This window comes from Streptomyces sp. NPDC002619, assembly GCF_042889305.1.
GTDB lineage: Bacteria > Actinomycetota > Actinomycetes > Streptomycetales > Streptomycetaceae > Streptomyces.
Genome location: NZ_JBIAQV010000001.1, coordinates 550,948 through 570,923 on the forward strand (window position 1 = coordinate 550,948; position 19,976 = coordinate 570,923).

The following is a 19,976-nucleotide window of genomic DNA, read 5'->3' on the forward strand; positions in this document are numbered from 1 at the left end:
TTCTTCTACTCCATTCGAGAGTGTGCTCGGTGCGATTCCTCGTAGGCCCCGAGATGACGGCAACCAAAGAGACACCGGCCAGAGGTCCTGCCGCCTCACGGGCGGTAGGGCCTCTGGTCTTCCCGTACGACGTCACTAGTACTTCGATGCGCCCTGCCCCATCGGGGCCCTCTCACGCCTTGCCCGATGCGGCAGTCGGGGCGCCGCGCCACGTGCTGTCCTGTCGCTGAGCCAGGCGAGGAAGGCGAAGACGAAGAGGCCCTCCACGAGCAGTGACAGTGGGCCGTACGGCGGCTCCCAACCTGCTTCGTAGTAGCCGTCCGGCAGGCCGACGGTGCGCGACAGGGCGAACCCGGCGATCATGCCGAGGCTGACGACTGCCCCAGTCAGCCAGGCGACCAAGGGGCGCTTCATGACGACGAGCGCTACGGCCACCACAAGCATGACGGCGCTGCCCACGGCGAACAGAACGCCGATGTAGAACATTTCCTCCAGATGATCGGGGACGAGGAGCGAGTGCAGTACGGCATTGCCGACCGCGCAACAAGCTGCCAGTCCTCTCAGGGTGGCCTCTGCGTGGGGAAAGTTCATCTCGCCTCCAGATGCACCGTGGGGACAGCTGACACGGAAAGCCTGGCTGGTGCTGCAGACCGACTCCCGCCGATCACGCCCTGACCACACCGACTGCGCCGCCCTGGGCCCTTGGCCCGTCATGCCATGGGGTCTGCCGGGCCCGGCGGCTGCTCGCCGGGCGGAGTTCCAGGCTTGAGGATGACGGAGGTGTAGTGGTTGGCGAAGAAGTACGAGTAGGACAGGTCTTCGTCGATGCCCGGGAGTGCCCGGATCAGGACCGCGCCTTGGCCGGAGCTGTCGAGGACGCGCAGGGGGAGGTTCTTCGTGGGCATGCCCAGACCTTGTCGGCCCAGGTTGCCTGTGCTGGTGGCCGGGGTGCCGCGCGCCACGTACACCAGCGCCATCGGCGACTGGCCGATGCGAAGGGTCTTGATCACCGACTTCGTGTGCGTGTCGATGACGTCGACCGCGTCGGAGTTCTGCAGGGCGACGTAGATCCTGGTGTTGTCGGGGTTCGGCCAGATGCCGTGGGAACCGTAGCCGTGGTCGAGAGCGGCGCCTGTCATCGCGGCGCCGAGGCCACCGCCTCCGAACGCGTACACGTATTCTCGAACACGTGATCGATGACGCCGGTCGCTCGAATCATCGTCCAGCCATCAAGGGATCCGCAGACATTTTAGACATTATCACCTCGGTCGGAGGTTTTCACTCGTACGGCCCGCCTCGAAGGGCGGACAAGTGCGCGGCGGTGCAGACTTCGTGCGGTGTCCGCCGAACGAGTTCACGATGGTTCACGGCGGGCCGACCCTGACCGCGATCCCAGCCACACGGGGCAGTAGCGTGCGCGGGCGACGGAGCTGGTTTGGCCCAGCCACTCCACCAAGGAGCACCGGCGCAAGCTCGCCGCAGACATCGACGTCGCCAGGGAGTATCGAAGGTCGGCGGGGCGCCACGCCGGTGTCGGCGTCTGCGCGGCGAGCGCCCCGCTCGGGTTGCTAGGGCAGTGCGACGAAGGTGGAGAGGAAGGAGCGGGCTGAGGGGGTGTCGAGGCGGTAGGTGACGTTCGTGGCGTAGCACGGTGTGTCGCCGGTGATCGTGGTCGCGGCGAGGATGCTCTTGCCGCCGATGACCGCGAAGTTGGGACCGCCCGAATCGCCGTAACAGGCACCGCCGTTGCCCTGCGGCGCGGTCATGCCCAGTCGAATCCAGGACTGGTTGAGAGCGTTGAAGCTCACGGGTGCCTTCATACGGACACCGCCGCCGGGGTGGGTCTGTCCGCCCGGTCCGTTGACGGCTTCCTGGGTGCCGTACCCGGCGACGAACCAGTCCGTGGCGTTGAGCCCTTGGGGCCCGAGCGCGCCGAACTGGTCGGCGGTCGGGAGGGTCGCCGGGGTGAAGTTCCAGCGTGCCTTGAGCTGTTGGGCGGGCAGATCGATCACCGCGATGTCGTGCGGGTTGGACGCGGGGCCCGGGTAGGCGGGGTCGGTGTGGGCGGTGCCCTGGACACCGACAGCGGCGGCCTGCGCGGCCGGATCGCCGGGGTGCGAAGCGGCGGCGGCGTCAAGGCCTGCCTGGACGTCCTGGTCGAGGGACACATAGAACTTCACGTTGTCCGGCCAGTCCGTGGTGCAGTGGGCGGCGGTCAGGAAGGTGTTTCCGTCGATCATGGTGCCCGAGCAGACCCAGTCGACGCGGTCCGGGGTCGCCGGGTCGTCGTCGTTGTCCCAGGTGGCGATGAGGGCGCCGACCTCGGTGCGCTCCGGTGCAGGGGTCGCGTTGTAGGAGTTGATCGCGGACGAGGGCAACGCGGTCGCGAGCACGGCGGCGCAGGCGGCCGCGGTGACGGCGCTGGCGCGGGCCAGGGTGGTGGCACGTCGGTCGGTCAAGAGAAGACCCTTCGGATGAGTGGGACGGGTGATCTCCTGTGGGGGATGCGGGTAGCGATCAGTGAAGCGCGTGCGGCCGACGGCGGCAAGGGGGTGCCGGGCGGCCCGGTCCGTACGCCGGTCGTGGCTCAAGTCGCCGTGTCGTGCGGCGTTCGCTCCCCGGACCGGAGGCGCTACCCGGTGCGGAAATGAGATCCACCGGTCACCAGGAAGAGCCCTGCCGTGATTTTCAGGGTGACGACGTCGGGGCTGCGGCCGACGGAGGGGTCCTCGATCCACGGGTCGAACGCCCCGAGCGGATCCTTGAAGAGAGGACGACGTGCCGGCCCGCCTTGAACGGGCCGAAGGAGTTCTGCATTCGGCCGGTTGGCGGGCTTCTTCACCCCTGCCGCTCCCCGGTGCCGGCCACCACGGCGTGCACACGCTCGCCGAACTGCTCGATGCACGTCCAGTAGCAACCGTGGCCGGGGGGCCGGGGGATGAGTGGTTGCCCAGCGGCGGAGGTGGTCACGGCTACTCCATGGGCGCGATTCTGATCCCAAGCATCAGCTGAGCAGCGTTGCCGGGCTGCCGCCGTTCGCCTCGTAGCCCGCCACCGCCAGTGCGCGGTAGACGGCGAAGTCGGCGGCCGGGTCGGTGGACAGGGCCCAGGGGAGCGCCCCCACGTGGCCGTCGACGTGTATCAACTGGTCCATGGCCTCCGCCCAGCGCTCGGCACGGACCAGGAAGAAGAGCAGCAGATGGCGGACGTGCGCGAGCATCGGGTCGTCGGGGCGGGCCGCGTGCACCGCGTGGAGCGCGCCGTGCATCGCCTTCGTGACGACCTCGCTCCGGTAGAAGCCGCTGACGAGGTTCACCTCGGGGAGGTGCTCGAAGACCGCGAAGAGCGGCAGGGCGGCCAGCAAGGAGCCCTCGGGGGCGCGGGCCGCCGCGGACTCCGCGAAGTTGTACGCCAGTTCGCGCGAGCCGTGCCACTTCTCGCACCAGTAGTGCAGGGCCGCGAGATGGGCTCCCATGTGGGCCGGGGCCCGGTCCAGGATCTTCAGCCACAGCTTCTCGAACTCCGGCTGCGGATAGGCCAGTCCGCGCGCCACCGACAGTTCGACGATGTACGGGATCGGGTCGCCGGGGGCCAGCAGCGCCGCCTGCCCGCAGGTGTCCCTGGCCTCCTCCATGATGATCCGGAACTCGTCCGTGCCCGGCGTCGACGTACGCCACGCCTGCTGCACCAGGAACTCCGCGTGCACCGCAGCGCCGCCCGCGTCCTTGGGCTGCTCGGCCCGCCACACCCTGAGCCACTGCCCGCCCGGCGTCTCGCTGACGCTGCCCGGTCGCTGCCGCAGCTCCAGCGCCGCCGCGCCCGCGAAGGCCTGCACGCGCTGCCAGCGCAGCTCGCCCTCCGACTCGGTGCCGGCCAGCAGCTGCCCTGCCGCGCGGTAATCCTGGGTGCGCTGCACCAGATCCAGGACGTCGACGAGGTCCTGGTCGGGGCCGGGCAGGCGGACGTCCAGCTCCTCCTCGCGCACGAAGCCGTAGGTCGCCGGGTCCGCGGCGTCCGGATGGTCCGGCGTGACCCGCTCGATCAACCCGCGCCTGCGCCGAAGGACGGGGAGCAGCACGAAGCTCAGCATGAGCAACGCGATCAGGACCCAGAGAATCTCCATGCCTCAAGCGAACCAGACGCCGCCGACAATTGGCCAACCCGTCCGTCCCGCCTGTGGACAACCTTCCGTCAGACCCCCCACGCCTGTGGAAAACCTAACGGTGGGGCCGCCACGCCTGGGGAAAACCCTCGCCTGCGGCCGCGCTCGACCGGCCGCCCGACAGCAGCCCCGTCGGCGCACTACGCTCGGTGCACATGAGCGACAGGCACATCAGTCAGCACTTCGAGACGCTCGCGATCCACGCGGGCAACACCGCCGATCCCCTGACCGGCGCGGTCGTCCCGCCGATCTATCAGGTCTCGACCTACAAGCAGGACGGCGTGGGCGGCCTGCGCGGCGGCTACGAGTACAGCCGAAGCGCCAACCCGACCCGCACCGCGCTGGAGGAGAACCTCGCCGCCCTCGAGGGCGGCCGGCGCGGCCTCGCGTTCGCGTCCGGGCTGGCGGCCGAGGACACCCTGCTGCGTACGCTTCTCAGCCCGGGCGACCATGTGGTCATCCCCAACGATGCGTACGGCGGTACGTTCCGTCTCTTCGCGAAGGTCGTCTCGCGGTGGGGCGTGGAGTGGTCCGTCGCCGACACCAGCGATCCGGCGTCCGTACGCGCCGCCCTCACCCCGAAGACCAAGGCCGTGTGGGTGGAGACCCCCTCCAACCCGCTGCTGGGCATTACCGACATCGCCGCCGTCGCCCAGATCGCCCACGATGCCGGCGCCCGGCTCGTCGTCGACAACACCTTCGCCACGCCCTACCTCCAGCAGCCGCTGGCGCTCGGCGCGGACGTCGTCCTGCACTCGCTCACCAAGTACATGGGCGGTCACTCGGACGTGGTCGGCGGTGCGCTGATCGTCTCCGACCAGACGCTGGGCGAGGAACTGGCCTACCACCAGAACGCGATGGGCGCGGTCGCCGGTCCCTTCGACTCCTGGCTGGTGCTGCGCGGCACGAAGACGCTCGCGGTGCGCATGGACCGGCACAGCGAGAACGCCACGAAGGTCGCCGACATGCTGAGCCGTCACGCGCGCGTGACGCGGGTCCTGTACCCCGGTCTGCCGGAGCACCCCGGGCACGAGGTCGCCGCCAAGCAGATGAAGACGTTCGGCGGCATGGTGTCCTTCCAGGTCGAGGGCGGCGAGGAGGCGGCCGTCGAGGTGTGCAACCGCGCCAAGGTATTCACGCTCGGCGAGTCCCTGGGCGGCGTCGAGTCGCTGATCGAGCACCCGGGCCGTATGACGCACGCGTCCGCGGCCGGTTCGGCGCTGGAGGTTCCCGCCGACCTCGTCCGCCTGTCGGTGGGCATCGAGAACGTCGACGACCTCCTCGAGGACCTGCAGCAGGCGCTCGGCTAGCGGCGGCGCGGGTTCACCAGCCGGTCAGCGGTGGGGTCGTCTGCGACGGCGGCTCCACCCAGGGCCGGGCCGTCAGGGCCCAGACGGTGAAGGCAACGCCCGCGGCGACCAGCAGCAGCCACAGCAGGCGGCGGGCCACGGTCCTGCGGCGCAGCATGCGCCCGCCGTGGCGTACGACCTCCGCGTACAGCTCGGGCGGCACGGGCGGCGGCGCCTGCTCCATGATCCGCCGTACCGCGGCCTCGCGCTCGGGCCGGTTCACACGGGCCTCCCTGTCCACGGCTGTCGGACGAGTCCGTGGCGCGCGACGACGGCGATGAGCCTGAGGTGCGCCACGACGACGATGAGCCTGAGGCGCGTCGCGAGGGCGGCGAGTCCGTGGCGCGTCGCGAGGGCGGCGAGTCCGTGGCGCGTCGCGAGGGCGGCGAGTCCGTGGCGCGTCGCGAGGGCGGCGAGTCCGTGGCGCGTCATGACCGCGATGCGTCCGTGGCGCCTCTTGACGGCGCCACCTCCGCCCCCACGACCGGCGTCGCCCGCGCGCGGGGCGGATGCAGCAGGGTGGCCGTGGCCCGGTCGCAGATCGTGTGGACCCGCTCCGTCGGCAGCCCGAGCAGCGCCGCGGCCTGCTCCTCGGCGACCCCCTCGTACAACCGGAGGACGACGATCAGCCGCTCCTGGGGTGTGAGGACGGCCAGCGGGCTCGCGGGATGCGGGCGGGCGCGGCCGAAGGCGCCGTACTGGTGCCAGGCCGCGCGGGCGAAGCGCGCCGCGAGGTACTGCCGGGCCCTGTCGTAGGGGTCCTCGCCGCGCAGCCGGTCCCAGCACGCGTACGTGTGCCCGAGCGAGCGTGTCAGGAGGCGCCGTGCGCGCGGGTTGTCGTCCGGCGCCTCGGCGGTGAGCAGCGTCGCGGCATGCAGCAGCCGCCCTGCCGCGCCCGCGACGAACGCCTCGAACTCCCGGGCCCGGCGGGCGCCTTGCGATGCCTGCCGCCTTCGCACCTCGCCTCCCGCCTGAGGGGCCCTGCGGTATGGGCCACGCAACCTCGTACGACACGGACCCGGTCTCATATGAGGCCAGCGGCGGCCCGGGGTCAAGAGTCCGGGCTCAGGTGGCCGGCGGAGTCTCCGGCGCCGGCATCTCGGGGACCGCCATCCGGGCAGAGAGGGCGGTGTTGAAGCGCGCGAGGAGCGTGCAGAACGTCTCGCGCTCCTCCGGCGCCCAGTCATGTGTCAGCTCGGCCATCAACTGACGCCTCGACGAACGCACTTCCGCCAGCCGGGACAGCCCGCGCGGGGACAGCTGGAGCACCACCGCGCGCCCGTCCTCCGGGTGCGAGGTGCGCTTCACGAGCCCCGTGTCGACCAGCGGAGCCACCTGCCGGGTCACGGTCGACGAGTCGATCCCCATGCTCGCGGCCAGCGCCTTGACGCCCATCGGGCCTTCCATGTCGAGGCGGTTGAGCAGCAGGTACGCGGCGCGGTCCATGGAGTTGCGCACCTGGCCGACGCCGCCGAGCCGGGTCTGTTCGGCACGGCGGGCGAACAGCGCCACCTCGTGCTGCAGCGTGTCGAGGAGACCGGTCTCACCGACGGTCGTCATGTCCATCGACATTTCAGGTGTTGTGGGCATGGCGGGGGGCTCACTTCATGAAGAGTGCTCGGATGTGGGGACAGGGTACGCGGCCGGGACGCGGGCCGTACCGGCGCTGCGCAAACCGGTCTCGGAGCTTGGTCACACCAGCTGCGCGCGACTGTGAACTGCGAGACTCGAGTCATGAACCACAGCACGGCCGGCTTCTCGGGTCCCGTCACCCTCGACGACGTACGCGGCGCCCAGAAGATGCTCACGGGTGTGGCACGGGTGACGGCGATGGAGACCAGCAGGCATCTGTCCCAGCTGGTCGGCACGCCGGTGCACCTCAAGTGCGAGAACCTCCAGCGGACCGGGTCGTTCAAGCTGCGTGGCGCGTATGTGCGCATCGCCGGACTGCTGCCCGAGGAGCGTGCGGCCGGTGTGGTGGCGGCGAGCGCCGGCAACCACGCGCAGGGAGTGGCCCTGGCCTCGTCGCTGCTCGGCGTGCACGCCACCGTGTTCATGCCGGAGGGCGCCCCGCTGCCGAAGATCAGCGCCACCCGGGAGTACGGCGCGGAGGTACGGCTGCACGGCCAAGTGGTCGACGAGACGCTGGCCGCCGCGCAGGAGTACGCGGAGAAGACCGGCGCTGTGTTCATCCACCCCTTCGACCACCCCGACATCATCGCTGGTCAGGGCACGGTCGGCCTGGAGATCCTGGAGCAGTGCCCGGAGGTGGGCACGATCGTCGTCGGCATCGGCGGCGGCGGACTCGCGGCCGGGATCGCAGTCGCGGTGAAGGCGCTGCGGCCGGACGTGCGGATCGTGGGCGTGCAGGCGGCGGGCTCGGCGGCGTACCCGGCCTCGCTCGCGGCCGGCCGCCCGGTGTCGATCGAGAACCCGGCGACGATGGCCGACGGGATCAAGGTGGGGCGGCCCGGCGACGTACCGTTCGGGATCGTCCGCGATCTGGTGGACGAGGTCCGTACGGTCACCGAGGACGAGCTGTCCGCCGCGCTGCTGCTGTGCCTGGAGCGAGCCAAGCTGGTCGTCGAACCGGCCGGCGCGAGCCCTGTCGCGGCGCTGCTGAGCGATCCACGGTCCCTTCCCGGGCCCGTCGTCGCCGTGCTGTCCGGCGGCAACGTCGACCCGGTGCTGCTCCAGCGGGTCCTGCGGCACGGGATGGCGGCGCAGGGCCGCTACCTGGCCGTTCGGCTGCGCCTGACGGACCGGCCGGGCGCCCTCGCGACGCTGCTGGGGGTGTTGTCAGTGGTCGACGCTAACGTCCTCGATGTGAGCCACGTACGAACCGATCCACGGCTCGGGCTCACGGAGGCGGAGGTGGAGCTGCACCTGGAGACGAAGGGTCCGGTGCACTGCGTCGAGGTCGGCCAGGCCCTGCGCAAGGCGGGCTACACGGTCATCGACTGAGGCGACACGGCACCGTAATCGCAGGTCAAGGACCTTTTCGTCACTCGTTCGAGTAAACCCGGGAAAATCCCATTGAGGGACGCGATACATCGCGTTATGGTGTGTTCGCGGCCCATCCCGATCGCAGATCCCGACTCCGAGATCTCGATTCCGCAGATCCCCGATTTCGCAGATCCCGAAATCCCCGACGACGTGGAGACTCACATGCCAGGCGCCATCTATGCCGAAGGTCTGGTCAAGACCTTCGGCGACGTAAGGGCACTGGACGGCGTCGACCTCGATGTCCCCGAGGGCACGGTCCTCGGCCTGCTCGGGCCGAACGGCGCGGGCAAGACGACGACCGTCCGCTGTCTGACGACCCTACTGCGCCCCGACAGCGGGAAGGCCGTCGTCGCAGGCGTCGACGTCCTCAGACATCCCGACACCGTCCGCCGCTCCATCGGCCTGTCCGGCCAGTTCGCAGCTGTCGACGAATACCTCACCGGCCGCGAGAACCTGCAGATGGTCGGCCAGCTCTACCAGATGAGGGCCAGGGAGGCCAAGGCCCGCGCGGTGGAGCTGCTCGAGCAGTTCCACCTCACGGACGCCGCCGACCGCCCCACCAAGACCTACTCCGGGGGCATGCGCCGCCGGCTCGACCTTGCGGCCGCCCTCGTGGTGTCACCGCCCGTGATGTTCATGGACGAGCCGACGACCGGCCTGGACCCGCGCAACCGCCAGCAGCTGTGGGAGGTCATCAAACAGCTGGTCTCCGGTGGTACGACGCTCCTGCTCACCACCCAGTACCTCGAAGAGGCCGACCACCTCGCCCACGAGATCGCGGTCGTCGACCAGGGCCGCGTCATCGCCAAGGGCACCTCCGACCAGCTCAAGGCCCGCACCGGCGGCGAGCGCGTCGAGGTCGTCGTCCATGAACGCGAGCACATCCCGACCGCCGTCGAGGTGCTGCGTGGCTTCGGCAAGGGCGAGACCACGATCGAGGAGCACACCCGCAAGCTCACGGTGCCCGTCACCGGCGGCGCCAAGCTGCTTGCCGAGGTCATCCGGGAGCTCGACACCCGGGGCATCGAGATAGACGACATCGGCCTGCGCCGCCCCACCCTCGACGACGTCTTCCTGTCCCTGACGGGACACCTGGCCGAGGTGAAGGAAGAGGGCAACGGCGCTCAGGGCCGCAAGGACAACCGCACCGACAGCCGCAAGGAGACCGTGAAGTGAGCGCCGTCACCGACACCGTGCGGGTAGCGGCCCCCGCCAACCCCGTCAGCCAGCTCGTCCGCGACTCGCTGATCGTCGCCAAGAGAAACCTGATCCGCATGTCCCGGATCCCGGAGATGGTCATCTTCGGGCTCATCCAGCCAATCATGTTCGTGGTGCTGTTCACCTATGTGTTCGGCGGCTCCATGCAGATCGGCGGTAGCACCAGCGCGATCGACTACAAGAACTTCCTGATGGCCGGCATCTTCGCGCAGACCGTCACGTTCGCCACCGCCAGCTCCGGCGCGGGCATCGCCGACGACATGCACAAGGGCCTCATCGACCGCTTCCGCTCCCTGCCCATGGCACGCGGCGCGGTCCTGACCGGGCGCACGCTCGCCGACCTGGTCCAGACGGCGCTGACCCTGCTCGTCCTCGCGGTCGTCGCCGTGCTGGTCGGCTGGCGGGTCGGGTCGAACGGGGACACCAACGTCTTCAAGGCCCTCGGCGCCTTCGGCCTGCTGCTCCTCCTCGGGTACGCGTTCACCTGGATCGGTGCCCTCATCGGCCTGTCCGTGCGCACACCCGAGGCGGCCACCTCCGGCGGACTGATCTGGCTCTTCCCGGTGACCTTCATCTCCAACGCGTTCGTGGACACCAGCCACATGACCCCGTGGCTGCGGCACATCGCGGAGTGGAACCCCTTCAGCGCCACGGTCCAGGCCGCCCGCGTCCTGTTCGCCAACCCGGGCCAGTCACAGTCGCAGGCCTGGCCCATGCAGCACTCGGTCTGGGCCTCGCTGATCTACTCGGTCCTGATCATCGTCATATTCCGCACCCTGGCGGTCCGCAAGTACCGCTCGGCCACGGCCTGACCCGGACACGGGAGACGGGGGTACGGCACCGGCCCCGGCCCGGACATGACGATGCCCCCGGTGTCCTAAGGACACCGGGGGCGGGCCGGGAATCAGAGTTCCGGGTTCCGGGACCAGAGGTCCGGGATCAGGCGTTCGGGATCAGCCCGAGTACGGCTCGGCCTTGAGGATCGTCACGGAGGCCTTCCTGCCGTTCGGCAGTTCGTAGTCCGCGTCCTCGCCGACCTTGTGGCCGATCACGCCGGAACCCAAGGGGGACTGCGGCGAGTACGTCTCGACGTCTGCGCTCGCATACTCGCGCGAGGCGAGCAGGAACGTCATCGTGTCGTCCTCGTCACCGGCGAAGGCGATCGTCACGACCATGCCGGGCGCCACGGCACCGTCCGTCGACGCCGGCGCCTCGCCGACCTTGGCGTTCTCGAGAAGCTGGGTCAGCTGGCGCACACGGAGCTCCTGTTTGCCCTGCTCCTCCTTGGCCGCGTGGTACCCGCCGTTCTCGCGCAGGTCGCCCTCCTCGCGCGCGGCCGCGATCTTGGCGGCGATCTCCGTGCGCGCAGGACCAGACAGGTACTCCAGCTCGGCCTTGAGCTGGTTGTACGCCTCCTGGGTCAGCCAGGTGACGTTCTCGCTGGTCTGGGTCACAGGTGCTCCTCGTCGGTACTGGGAATACAAAGCATCGCCCTACCCAGAAGAATGTTCCTTCACGGATGGGCGAAACCACGAGCCTAACAATTCAAAGGCCGAAGGGGGAGGACATAAGCCATCAGAATTACGTCAACGCAGGTCAGCGCCTATGCATCGGCGGGTAGTGTCAGCCGGCGTGACAGCCGAGCAGCTCGGCCGTGGTGCCCCGGGCCGTCGTACGGAGCGTGACGACCTTGTCGATGCGGGTGGCGGAACCGGTGAAGCGGAAGTCGGCGCGGCCCACCTCGGCGCCGTCCGCGGCCTGGGAACGCACGGTGCAGTAGCCGTCGGCACCGGCGTCCTTGTGGACCTCCAGATGCACCGCGACCGCGTCGTCCGACGCCTTGAAGGCGATCACCTGCGCACTGATCTCGTTCTGCGCCACGTAGTGGTAGGCGAAGTAGCCGACCAGTGCGAGCAGGGCCGCGCCGAGCACGGTCGCGGCGACCTTGAGTTTGCGGTCCGCGCGCTCGTCCGAGGAGCGGCCGTAGCGGCCCTCGGGCAGCCGCGTGCTCGCCGTACTCATGATCGTCCTCTCGGCAGGAGCGGGACGAATGTCCCGAAAGGGGCCCCAGGAGCCGACCCCGGAATTATTCGCCCCCGGATTCGGTCACTATAGAAGCCGCAGATCGCACCCCAAGACACGGGGGCGCCGACTTACTGAGGATTGAGTCTTGATTGACCAGTTGCGACTGATGGCCGTCCACGCCCACCCCGACGACGAGTCGAGCAAGGGCGCGGCCACCATGGCGAAGTACGTGTCCGAGGGGGTGGACGTGCTGGTGGTGACCTGCACAGGCGGGGAGCGCGGCTCCATCCTCAATCCCAAGCTGCAGGGCGACAAGTACATCGAGGAGCACATCCACGAGGTACGCAAGAAGGAGATGGACGAGGCCCGCGAGATCCTCGGCGTCAAGCAGGAGTGGCTCGGTTTCGTCGACTCCGGCCTGCCCGAGGGCGACCCGCTGCCCCCACTGCCCGAGGGCTGCTTCGCTCTGGAGGACGTCGACAAGGCGGCCGGCCGGCTGGTCAGGCAGATCCGCTCCTTCCGTCCCCAGGTGATCACCACCTACGACGAGAACGGTGGATATCCGCACCCCGACCACATCATGACCCACAAGATCTCGATGGTGGCGTTCGAGGGCGCGGCGGACACCGAGAAGTATCCGGAGTCCGAGTTCGGCCCGGCTTACCAGCCGCTCAAGCTGTACTACAACCAGGGTTTCAATCGCCCCCGCACCGAGGCGCTGCACAAGGCGATGCTGGAGCGCGGTCTGGAGTCGCCGTACGGGGAGTGGCTCAAGCGCTGGGACGAGTTCGAGCGCACCGAGCGGACGCTCACCACGCACGTGCCCTGCGCCGACTTCTTCGAGATCCGCGACAAGGCGCTGATCGCCCACGCCACGCAGATCGACCCCGACGGGGGCTGGTTCCGGGTGCCGATGGACCTCCAGAAGGAGGTCTGGCCGACGGAGGAGTACGAGCTGGCGAAGTCTCTCGTCGATACCTCCATCCCCGAGGACGACCTCTTTGCGGGCATCCGCGACAATGCCTGACATGAGCGCGAGCCTGGCACTGACGCACCTCGTCCCCCTCGCCAAGGAGGTCGACGAGAACAAGGTCACCCCCGGCGTCCTCGGCTTCATCGTCTTCGCGGTGATGGCCCTGGCCGTGTGGGGACTGATGAAGTCCATGAACAAGCACATGCAGAAGGTCGCCTTCAAGGAGATCCCGGACCCGAAGGCGGAGCCGGGGACGGCGGCCGACCCCGGGGCACAGAAGGGCTGAGCCCGGCCGGTCACTGTCCGGCCGGTACCGCCACGCCCATCACCTCGCGGGCATGGCGGCTCGGCACCATGCCCAGCCGCCACGCCTGCCAGCCCGTCTCCAGGTTCACACCGCGTTCGAAAAGCAGGCGGTACGCCGCCACGTACTCGTCCAGCTTCTCGTCGCGGGCCGGGTGGCTGCTCCGGGCGAGCTGGGCCAGGTCCTCCAGCGCGACCGCCGTGCCGACCTCCACGCCACCGGGGGCCGCGTAGGGCAGCAGGGTGCAGCGCAGGAAGCGGGCCCAGTCCTCGCCGCGCCGGTCGCCGTACGCCGTGAACAGACCGATCGCCTCGTCGCACAGCGCCAGCGCCTGCGGGGTGCGGGTGTTGCCGGCGTCCACGACCGCCAGCTCCAGACATGTCCAGGCCTCGCCGTGGGCGACGCCGATGCGCTGGAAGTCGGCGCGGGCGTCGACGAGGAGCTGCCGGGCGAAACCCGAGTTCTTGAGCGACCCCGTCTGGGCGGCGCGCTGGTCGCGGGTGACGCGGGCCGAGTGGTGCCGGGCGCAGGCCAGGCCGTAGACGTCGCGCATCCGGGAGAACATCGTCCGCGAACGCTCCAGCTCACGCACCGCGAGGTCCAGGTTGCCCGTCTCCTCCAGGGACTGGCCGAGGTAGTAGTAGGTCCAGGCCTCGCCGCGCGTGTCCTCGTTGTCCCGGTGCCGGGTGGCCGCCCGGCGCAGTCCGTCCACTGCCTGGGACGAATCGCCGGCCACCAGCCGGGCCCGGGCCAGCTGGGTCAGGGCCCACGCCTCGCCACGGGCGTCGCGGGTGCGGCCGTAGCGCTCCAGGGCGGCGTTCAGCTCCGTGTCCGCGCGCGGTACGTCGCCCATGCGCAGGGCCAGCTGGCCGAGCTGGTAGTGGGCCCAGGCCTCGCCGTGCACCGAGCCGCCCTCGCGGTGCAGGACCAGCGACCGTTCCAGCAGGTCCAGGGCCTCCGAGAGGCGGGCGCGGTCCCGCTGGACCGCGGCCAGCGCGTGCATCGTCCAGGCACGGTCGGTCGCCAGCTCGGGCGCCGCCTGGAGGTCGAGTGCCTCCTGGAGCTTGACCGCCGCCTCCGTGAGGTTGCCCTGGTGGTGCAGCGTGATGCCCAGCGAGCACAGGGCACGGGCCGCGCCCGCGTCGTGATGGGCCTCCAGATACAGGTCGACGACGGAGGCGAGCGTCGTACGGGCCTTGTCCAAGTCGCCCAGCTGACGGGCCGCGATACCGGTGCGCCACTGCACCGAGCGGACCATGAGGCCCTGGTCGACGGCCTGCGCGAGCTCGCTGATCTCACCGAGGCGGTAGAGGTCGCCGCGCAGCAGGCAGTAGTCGCACAGGGCGCCCAGCAGATTCAGCACCGCCGCCTGGTTCACGCCCTCCGCCTGGCGCAGGGCCGCCGTGATGAAGCTGGACTCGTCGTCCAGCCAGCGCAGCGCCTCGTCGAGGGAGGTGAAACCGTGCGAGCCGAAGCGGTCCGAGCGGGTCGACATGTTGCCGTCGACCAGCCGCAGCACGGAGTCGGCGAGCTCCCCGTAGTTCACGATCAGGCGCTCCTGCGCCGCCGTGCGCTCGGCCGGTTCCTCCTCGTCCAGGAGACGGGCCTGGGCGAAGGCGCGGACCAGGTCGTGCAGCCGGTAGCGGCTGCCGCGGACGTGGTCGAGCAGGCCCGCCCGGGCGAGGGCCACCAGCTGACGGCCGGCCTCCTCCTCGTCGGTGGCCAGCAGGGACGCGGCCGCCGCGGCGCCGAGCGAGGCACGGCCGGCCAGCGCGAGCCTGCGCAGCAGTCGGCGGGCGGGCTCCGACTGGTCGGTGTAGCGCAGCCACAGCACGCGCTCGACCGGGTCGACCGGGCCGTACGCGCTCAGGTCCGTGGCCAGCCGGCGCGGGGAACGCGGGCCGAGCGACGAGCCCGCGATGCGCAGCGCCAGCGGCAGCCCGCCGCACAGCTCCCGGATCCGGTCGGCGGATTCGGCGTCGTACGGCCCTGACGTGTCCTGCGCGGCCGCGCCCAGCAGTTCCTCCGCGCCCGCCGCGTCCAGGGCCTCGACCGGAAGCTGGTGCACCCAGGCCGGCAGGTCCGCGGGCAGGTCCAGCTGCCTGCGGGCGGTGACCAGGACGAGGCTGTCGGAGCGCTCGGGGACGAGGGTGCGGATCTGCTCGGGGTCCGAGGCGTCGTCGAGCACGATCGTCACGGGCAGGCCGGTCAGATGCTGGTGGTACAGCTCGCCCAGCCGCTTGACCTGCTGGTCGGGGGAGGAGCGTTCCCGGAACAGGAGCTGTTCGCGCGGCGCGCCGAGCCGGTTGAGCAGATGCAGCAGCGCGTCGCGGGTGGGCAGCGGCGGCTCCTCCTTGCTGTCGCCGCGCAGGTCGACGACGACCGCGCCCCGGAAGTGGTCCCTGAGGTCGTGCGCGGCGCGGACTGCAAGGGCCGTACGGCCGGAGCCGGGAGCGCCGTACAGGACGACCACCGTCGCCCGGGTCTCCGTGGTCGCGCGGGCGGCCTGCGCCCACTGCCGGATCCGCGCCATCTCCTGTCGCCGTCCCGCGAACGGGCCTTCGGGCTCGGGGAGTTGACCGAAGGACTGCTCGAGCACCGTGCGCCTGCGGGCCGCCGCGCTCTTGTCCGAGCCGCGCAGCCGGGGGGCCGTCATCTTGGGGCCCGTGGAGGCGCTGAGCACCCGCTGCTGGTCGAGGAAGGGCCGGATGCCGCGCACCTCGAGCGCCGTCAGCCACTGCAGCCGCAGCTGCTCTGGGCCGCCGGGCTGGCCGGCCGCGCCGGCGCGGTGGTGGGCGGCGGGCAGATGGACGCCGGCGACCTTCACGACGGTGGCGGCGGCGCCGACGACGCCGACGGCGACGCCCGCGCCGAGCGCCGTACTCGCGCCGGTGCCCAGGGACAGGTCGGCCACGGTGGCGGCGACGGCGGCAACGCACGCCACCAGTAGGGGAGTTCCGGCTCCTTCGCGGGCGTACCGCTGGGCGAACGTCAGCCGGCCGGCCTCCGTCTCGTCGAGGGCGCGTGTGTAGGCGTCGTACTCCTCGGCGGCGGTCTCGGCCATGGCGTCGAGCGAGCCGCGGGCCCGCGACAGCAGCACCTGCCCGTCGACGCGCCCGCCGGAGCGCCGTACCTCCTCCTCCACGGCCCGCACCACCAGCCGCTCGGCCTCCACCCGATGGGCGTCCCGCATGTCCCGTCCCCCTCCTGCGGCAACTCCTTTGTGTACGAGTGTCCTTCGGGCGGGGCGTGAGCGCGAGGGGGTGACGATCACCGGACGCGGACTTTCACTCCCGGAACCTCCGTGTCCGCTCCTGCGGCGACCACCCCGGCACTCCCGTGCGGGGTGGTCGCCCGTCGGACGCTGTGCCGGTCAGGCGACCAGTGCCCGCCAGGTGTTGGAGCCGACGACGCCGTCCACGGTGAGGCCCTTCGAGGACTGGAAGGAGCGCACAGCGCTGTCGGTCGCGGGGCCGAACTGGCCGTCCACGGTGAGCGCGGCACCGTGTGCGTGGAGCTGGCTCTGCACCGCCTTGACGGCCTGCCCGGTCGATCCCTGGCGCACCGTGACGATGAGGGCCTGCCAGGTGTTGGGGCCCACGGCGCCGTCGGCGGTCAGGCCGTTCGCGGACTGGAAGGAGCGCACCGCCGTGTCGGTCGCGGGCCCGAAGCTGCCGTCGACCGTGAGCGAGGCGCCGTGCGTGTTCAGCAGGTACTGCACGGTCTTGACGCGCTCGCCCGTGGCGCCCTGCTGCACGGTGGGCCAACTCGCGGTCGGCGGCGGCGAGTAGCTGCCGCGTGCGAAGGCCTGGAGGTCGCTGGTGGTGCCGTTGAAGGTGTCCTGGTCGCCGGGGAAGACGCCGGAGTCGGCGTACTGCCAGATCGTCTGGCTCGTCCAGCCGGCCGGCAGTGTGCCGGGGCTGCTGGAGTAGCGGGCGATCCACAGCGGGTTGGTCGCGCCGAAGCCGCTGTTGTTGCCGGTGCAGGTGGTCCACCAGTCGGTGGTGGTGTAGATCGTGGGGTAGCGGCCGGTCTTGGCGCGCACCTCGTCGCTGAAGGCCCGGATCCAGGAGACCATCGCGCTCTGGCTCAGCCCGTAGCACGTGGCCCCGTACGGGTTGTACTCGATGTCCAGCGCGGGCGGCAGCGTCTTGCCGTCGGCACTCCAGCCGCCGCCGTGGCTGACGAACCAGTCGGCCTGCGCGACACCGCTGGAGTTGCCGGGCAGCGCGAAGTGGTAGGCGCCGCGGATGAGGCCGGCGTTGTACGCGCCGTCGTACTGCTGGGAGAAGGAGGGGCTGGTGTACGTGGTGCCTTCGGTGGCCTTGACGTAAGCGAAGGCGGCCCCGTTGCTCTTGACGGTCGCCCAGTTCACGCTCCCCTGATAGCCGCTGACGTCCAGACCGGCCGGGCCGGTGCTGACGGCGGCCGAGAGCGTGGCGGCCTGCGGCGCTGCCGTGCCGAGGCGCTGGAGCCCGGAGCCGGCGTGGTCGTCCTCGGGGTGGGTCATGCGCACCGGGGTCCCGTGGCCGTCGGAGGCCGGTTCCGGGGCGGTGCGTGCCGAGGCGGCGGCGGGCTGGAGGAGCAGCAGGGCCAGTAGGGCGGTGAGCAGCCCGGCGGCGGTGGCGAGCGCACGGGGGCGTCCCGTAGCGGGTCTGAAGCGGGAGGCGGGGCGAGCGGGCATGTGTGTTCCTCTCCGGATGGGTGGGAGAAGGGTCAACGCGCGTAAACCGTACGAGCTGCATTGTCATGGCCGCAACAGTGCGGATATGAACAGCGGGCTGCGCTCCGGGCAACGTCCCGGCCGGTGCGCAAGGATGGGGGCATGGCGAACCGACTGGCCCATGAGACGTCCCCGTACCTCCTCCAGCACGCCGACAACCCGGTCGACTGGTGGCCGTGGTCGGACGGGGCGTTCGAGGAGGCGCGGCGCCGGGGTGTGCCCGTGCTGCTCAGCGTCGGGTATTCGAGTTGCCACTGGTGTCATGTGATGGCCCACGAGTCCTTCGAGGACCGGGCCACCGCCGACTACCTCAATGACCACTTCGTCAGCGTCAAGGTCGACCGTGAGGAACGCCCCGACGTCGACGCCGTCTACATGGAGGCCGTCCAGGCGGCCACCGGTCAGGGCGGCTGGCCCATGACCGTGTTCCTCACGCCCGACGCCGAGCCCTTCTACTTCGGGACCTATTTCCCGCCCGCCCCTCGGCACGGCATGCCCTCCTTCCGGCAGGTGCTGGAAGGCGTGTGGCAGGCCTGGAGCGAGCGGCGGGACGAGGTGAGCGAGGTCGCCGGGAAGATCGTGCGGGATCTCGCCGGGCGGGAGATCGGCTACCAGACGGCGCAGCTGCCCGGTGAGGAGGAGCTGGCCCAGGCGCTTCTCGGGCTCACGAGGGAGTACGACCCGCAGCGCGGCGGATTCGGCGGCGCGCCGAAGTTCCCGCCCTCGATGGTCCTGGAGTTCCTGCTGAGGCACCACGCGCGGACCGGCTCCGAGGGTGCCCTGCAGATGGCGCGGGACACCGCCGAGCGCATGGCGCGCGGCGGGATCTACGACCAGCTCGGGGGAGGCTTCGCCCGGTACTCCGTCGACCGCGACTGGATCGTCCCGCACTTCGAGAAGATGCTGTACGACAACGCCCTGCTGTGCCGCGTCTACGCCCACCTCTGGCGGGCCACCGGCTCCGACCTGGCCCGGCGTGTGGCGCTGGAGACCGCCGACTTCATGGTGCGTGAACTGCGCACCGCGGAGGGCGGGTTCGCCTCCGCGCTGGACGCCGACAGCGACGACGGGAGCGGTGCGCATGTCGAGGGCGCGTACTACGTGTGGACGCCCGAGCAGTTGAGTGAGGTCCTCGGGGACGATGCCGAACTCGCCGCGCACCACTTCGGGGTGACCGCGGAGGGGACCTTCGAGCACAGGCAGTCGGTTCTGCAACTCCCGCAGGACGAAGGTGTGTTCAATGCCGAGAAGGTCGAGTCCGTCAAGCGCCGGCTGCTCGACGCTCGGGCGGAGCGTCCCGCGCCCGGCCGGGACGACAAGATCGTCGCCGCCTGGAACGGGCTCGCGATCGCCGCGCTCGCCGAGACCGGTGCCTACTTCGACCGCCCCGACCTGGTCGAGGCCGCGGTCGGCGCCGCCGATCTCCTCGTACGGCTGCATCTCGACGAGCGCGCGCGGCTGGCCCGTACCAGCCGCGACGGCCGGGCCGGTGCCAACGCCGGGGTGTTGGAGGACTACGGCGACGTCGCCGAGGGCTTCCTCGCGCTGGCCGGCGTGACCGGCGAGGGCGTCTGGCTGGAATTCGCCGGGCTGCTCCTCGACCAGGTGCTCGCCCGCTTCACCGACCCGGAGTCCGGCGCCCTGTACGACACGGCGGCCGACGCCGAGCGGCTCATCCGCCGCCCGCAGGACCCCACCGACAACGCCACCCCGTCCGGCTGGACCGCCGCCGCGAGCGCCCTGCTGAGCTATGCCGCCCACACCGGGTCCGAGCCCCATCGCACGGCGGCGGAGCGGGCGTTGGGCGTGGTGAAGACACTCGGGCCGCGCGTCCCGCGGTTCGTCGGGTGGGGGCTGGCGGTCGCGGAGGCCCTGCTCGACGGGCCGCGGGAGGTCGCGGTCGTCGGTACCGGTCTCGCCGACGGTGCGACAAGAACCCTGCACCGCACGGCACTTCTGGGCACCGCTCCCGGAGCGGTCGTCGCCGTAGGGGCTGCGGAGAGTGACGAGTTCCCGCTTCTCGCCGACCGGCCGCTCGTCGACGGTGAACCGACGGCGTACGTCTGCCGTAACTTCACCTGTGACGCCCCGACGACCGACCCGGAGCGGCTGCGCACGGCGCTGAGCGGCTGAAAGACGGGGTGGAGCGAGGCGTTCGATCTGCCCGAATTGGGCAGGTGTTCGGATACATCCCGCTACTCGCACGGGAGTTCAGA

21 protein-coding genes are annotated in these 19,976 nt (G+C 70.7%); 7 read left to right on the forward strand and 14 right to left on the reverse strand.

Going from position 1 to position 19,976, the window contains the following annotated elements; translation table 11 throughout:
• Positions 1 to 135: 135 nt before the first annotated feature.
• The 6 genes from ACFYXB_RS02775 to ACFYXB_RS02800 all read right to left on the reverse strand — a co-directional run bounded on the left by ACFYXB_RS02775 (position 136) and on the right by ACFYXB_RS02800 (position 4,123).
• On the reverse strand, positions 136 to 591 hold the full coding sequence (locus ACFYXB_RS02775) for a hypothetical protein (RefSeq protein WP_389577022.1): 456 nt from the start codon (positions 589 to 591) through the stop codon (positions 136 to 138).
• Between the two features lie 119 nt (positions 592 to 710).
• Positions 711 to 1,175, reverse strand: a complete 465-nt coding sequence (locus ACFYXB_RS02780; RefSeq protein ID WP_389577024.1) for a YncE family protein — start codon at positions 1,173 to 1,175, stop codon at positions 711 to 713.
• 393 nt (positions 1,176 to 1,568) lie between these two features.
• Positions 1,569 to 2,459 carry a trypsin-like serine protease gene (locus ACFYXB_RS02785; protein ID WP_389577026.1) on the reverse strand — a complete coding sequence of 297 codons (891 nt, stop codon included), beginning with the start codon at positions 2,457 to 2,459 and terminating at the stop codon, positions 1,569 to 1,571.
• Between the two features lie 173 nt (positions 2,460 to 2,632).
• Positions 2,633 to 2,842, reverse strand: a complete 210-nt coding sequence (locus tag ACFYXB_RS02790; RefSeq protein WP_389577028.1) for a hypothetical protein — start codon at positions 2,840 to 2,842, stop codon at positions 2,633 to 2,635.
• On the reverse strand, positions 2,839 to 2,970 hold the full coding sequence (locus ACFYXB_RS02795) for a hypothetical protein (protein ID WP_388502997.1): 132 nt from the start codon (positions 2,968 to 2,970) through the stop codon (positions 2,839 to 2,841). Before ACFYXB_RS02795 ends, ACFYXB_RS02790 begins: the two co-directional genes overlap by 4 nt.
• Before the next feature lie 34 nt (positions 2,971 to 3,004).
• Positions 3,005 to 4,123, reverse strand: coding sequence for a hypothetical protein (locus tag ACFYXB_RS02800; protein WP_389577030.1), 1,119 nt, complete (start codon positions 4,121 to 4,123; stop codon positions 3,005 to 3,007).
• 194 nt (positions 4,124 to 4,317) lie between these two features.
• On the opposite strand from ACFYXB_RS02800, the gene ACFYXB_RS02805 reads away from it, so the two are divergent.
• Positions 4,318 to 5,472: a cystathionine gamma-synthase gene (locus ACFYXB_RS02805; protein ID WP_389577032.1), complete on the forward strand. Its 1,155-nt coding sequence runs from the start codon at positions 4,318 to 4,320 to the stop codon at positions 5,470 to 5,472.
• A gap of 13 nt (positions 5,473 to 5,485) precedes the next feature.
• Here the strand turns inward: ACFYXB_RS02805 and ACFYXB_RS02810 are convergent, their stop codons facing one another.
• The 4 genes from ACFYXB_RS02810 to ACFYXB_RS02825 all read right to left on the reverse strand — a co-directional run bounded on the left by ACFYXB_RS02810 (position 5,486) and on the right by ACFYXB_RS02825 (position 7,083).
• Positions 5,486 to 5,734: a hypothetical protein gene (locus ACFYXB_RS02810; protein ID WP_351344393.1), complete on the reverse strand. Its 249-nt coding sequence runs from the start codon at positions 5,732 to 5,734 to the stop codon at positions 5,486 to 5,488.
• Positions 5,731 to 5,943, reverse strand: a complete 213-nt coding sequence (locus ACFYXB_RS02815; RefSeq protein ID WP_389577034.1) for a hypothetical protein — start codon at positions 5,941 to 5,943, stop codon at positions 5,731 to 5,733. Before ACFYXB_RS02815 ends, ACFYXB_RS02810 begins: the two co-directional genes overlap by 4 nt.
• Entirely contained in the window at positions 5,940 to 6,470 is a 531-nt protein-coding gene (locus ACFYXB_RS02820) for a sigma factor-like helix-turn-helix DNA-binding protein (RefSeq protein WP_389577036.1), read from the reverse strand. The genes ACFYXB_RS02815 and ACFYXB_RS02820 overlap by 4 nt, the downstream gene beginning before the upstream one ends.
• A gap of 106 nt (positions 6,471 to 6,576) precedes the next feature.
• Positions 6,577 to 7,083, reverse strand: a complete 507-nt coding sequence (locus tag ACFYXB_RS02825) for a MarR family transcriptional regulator (RefSeq protein WP_351344384.1) — start codon at positions 7,081 to 7,083, stop codon at positions 6,577 to 6,579.
• 162 nt (positions 7,084 to 7,245) lie between these two features.
• Here ACFYXB_RS02825 and ilvA point away from each other — a divergent pair, with 162 nt between their 5' ends.
• The 3 genes from ilvA to ACFYXB_RS02840 all read left to right on the forward strand — a co-directional run bounded on the left by ilvA (position 7,246) and on the right by ACFYXB_RS02840 (position 10,547).
• Positions 7,246 to 8,475 (forward strand): threonine ammonia-lyase, encoded by a 1,230-nt coding sequence (ilvA, locus tag ACFYXB_RS02830; RefSeq protein WP_389577038.1) that lies wholly within the window; start codon positions 7,246 to 7,248, stop codon positions 8,473 to 8,475.
• Positions 8,476 to 8,679: 204 nt separating this feature from the next.
• Positions 8,680 to 9,693, forward strand: a complete 1,014-nt coding sequence (locus ACFYXB_RS02835; RefSeq protein ID WP_351344379.1) for an ATP-binding cassette domain-containing protein — start codon at positions 8,680 to 8,682, stop codon at positions 9,691 to 9,693.
• On the forward strand, positions 9,690 to 10,547 hold the full coding sequence (locus tag ACFYXB_RS02840; protein WP_389577040.1) for an ABC transporter permease: 858 nt from the start codon (positions 9,690 to 9,692) through the stop codon (positions 10,545 to 10,547). Before ACFYXB_RS02835 ends, ACFYXB_RS02840 begins: the two co-directional genes overlap by 4 nt.
• 141 nt (positions 10,548 to 10,688) lie before the next feature.
• On the opposite strand, the gene greA is transcribed toward ACFYXB_RS02840, so the two are convergent.
• Together greA and ACFYXB_RS02850 are read right to left on the reverse strand one after the other, a co-directional pair.
• Positions 10,689 to 11,189 (reverse strand): transcription elongation factor GreA, encoded by a 501-nt coding sequence (gene greA, locus ACFYXB_RS02845; protein ID WP_389577042.1) that lies wholly within the window; start codon positions 11,187 to 11,189, stop codon positions 10,689 to 10,691.
• Positions 11,190 to 11,358: 169 nt separating this feature from the next.
• Positions 11,359 to 11,757 (reverse strand): DUF4307 domain-containing protein, encoded by a 399-nt coding sequence (locus tag ACFYXB_RS02850; protein WP_351344370.1) that lies wholly within the window; start codon positions 11,755 to 11,757, stop codon positions 11,359 to 11,361.
• A gap of 148 nt (positions 11,758 to 11,905) precedes the next feature.
• On the opposite strand from ACFYXB_RS02850, the gene mca reads away from it, so the two are divergent.
• Positions 11,906 to 12,787 (forward strand): mycothiol conjugate amidase Mca, encoded by an 882-nt coding sequence (mca, locus tag ACFYXB_RS02855; protein WP_389577044.1) that lies wholly within the window; start codon positions 11,906 to 11,908, stop codon positions 12,785 to 12,787.
• Between the two features lies 1 nt (position 12,788).
• Positions 12,789 to 13,019, forward strand: a complete 231-nt coding sequence (locus ACFYXB_RS02860) for a hypothetical protein (protein WP_351344364.1) — start codon at positions 12,789 to 12,791, stop codon at positions 13,017 to 13,019.
• A 10-nt stretch (positions 13,020 to 13,029) separates the two neighbouring features.
• Here ACFYXB_RS02860 and ACFYXB_RS02865 read toward each other — a convergent pair whose 3' ends face one another.
• Positions 13,030 to 16,230 (reverse strand): tetratricopeptide repeat protein, encoded by a 3,201-nt coding sequence (locus ACFYXB_RS02865; protein ID WP_389577046.1) that lies wholly within the window; start codon positions 16,228 to 16,230, stop codon positions 13,030 to 13,032.
• Positions 16,231 to 16,410: 180 nt separating this feature from the next.
• On the reverse strand, positions 16,411 to 17,721 hold the full coding sequence (locus ACFYXB_RS02870; RefSeq protein ID WP_389577048.1) for a GH25 family lysozyme: 1,311 nt from the start codon (positions 17,719 to 17,721) through the stop codon (positions 16,411 to 16,413).
• 141 nt (positions 17,722 to 17,862) lie between these two features.
• Between ACFYXB_RS02870 and ACFYXB_RS02875 the strand changes: the two genes are divergently transcribed.
• Positions 17,863 to 19,893: a thioredoxin domain-containing protein gene (locus ACFYXB_RS02875; RefSeq protein ID WP_389577050.1), complete on the forward strand. Its 2,031-nt coding sequence runs from the start codon at positions 17,863 to 17,865 to the stop codon at positions 19,891 to 19,893.
• Positions 19,894 to 19,976: the final 83 nt, after the last annotated feature.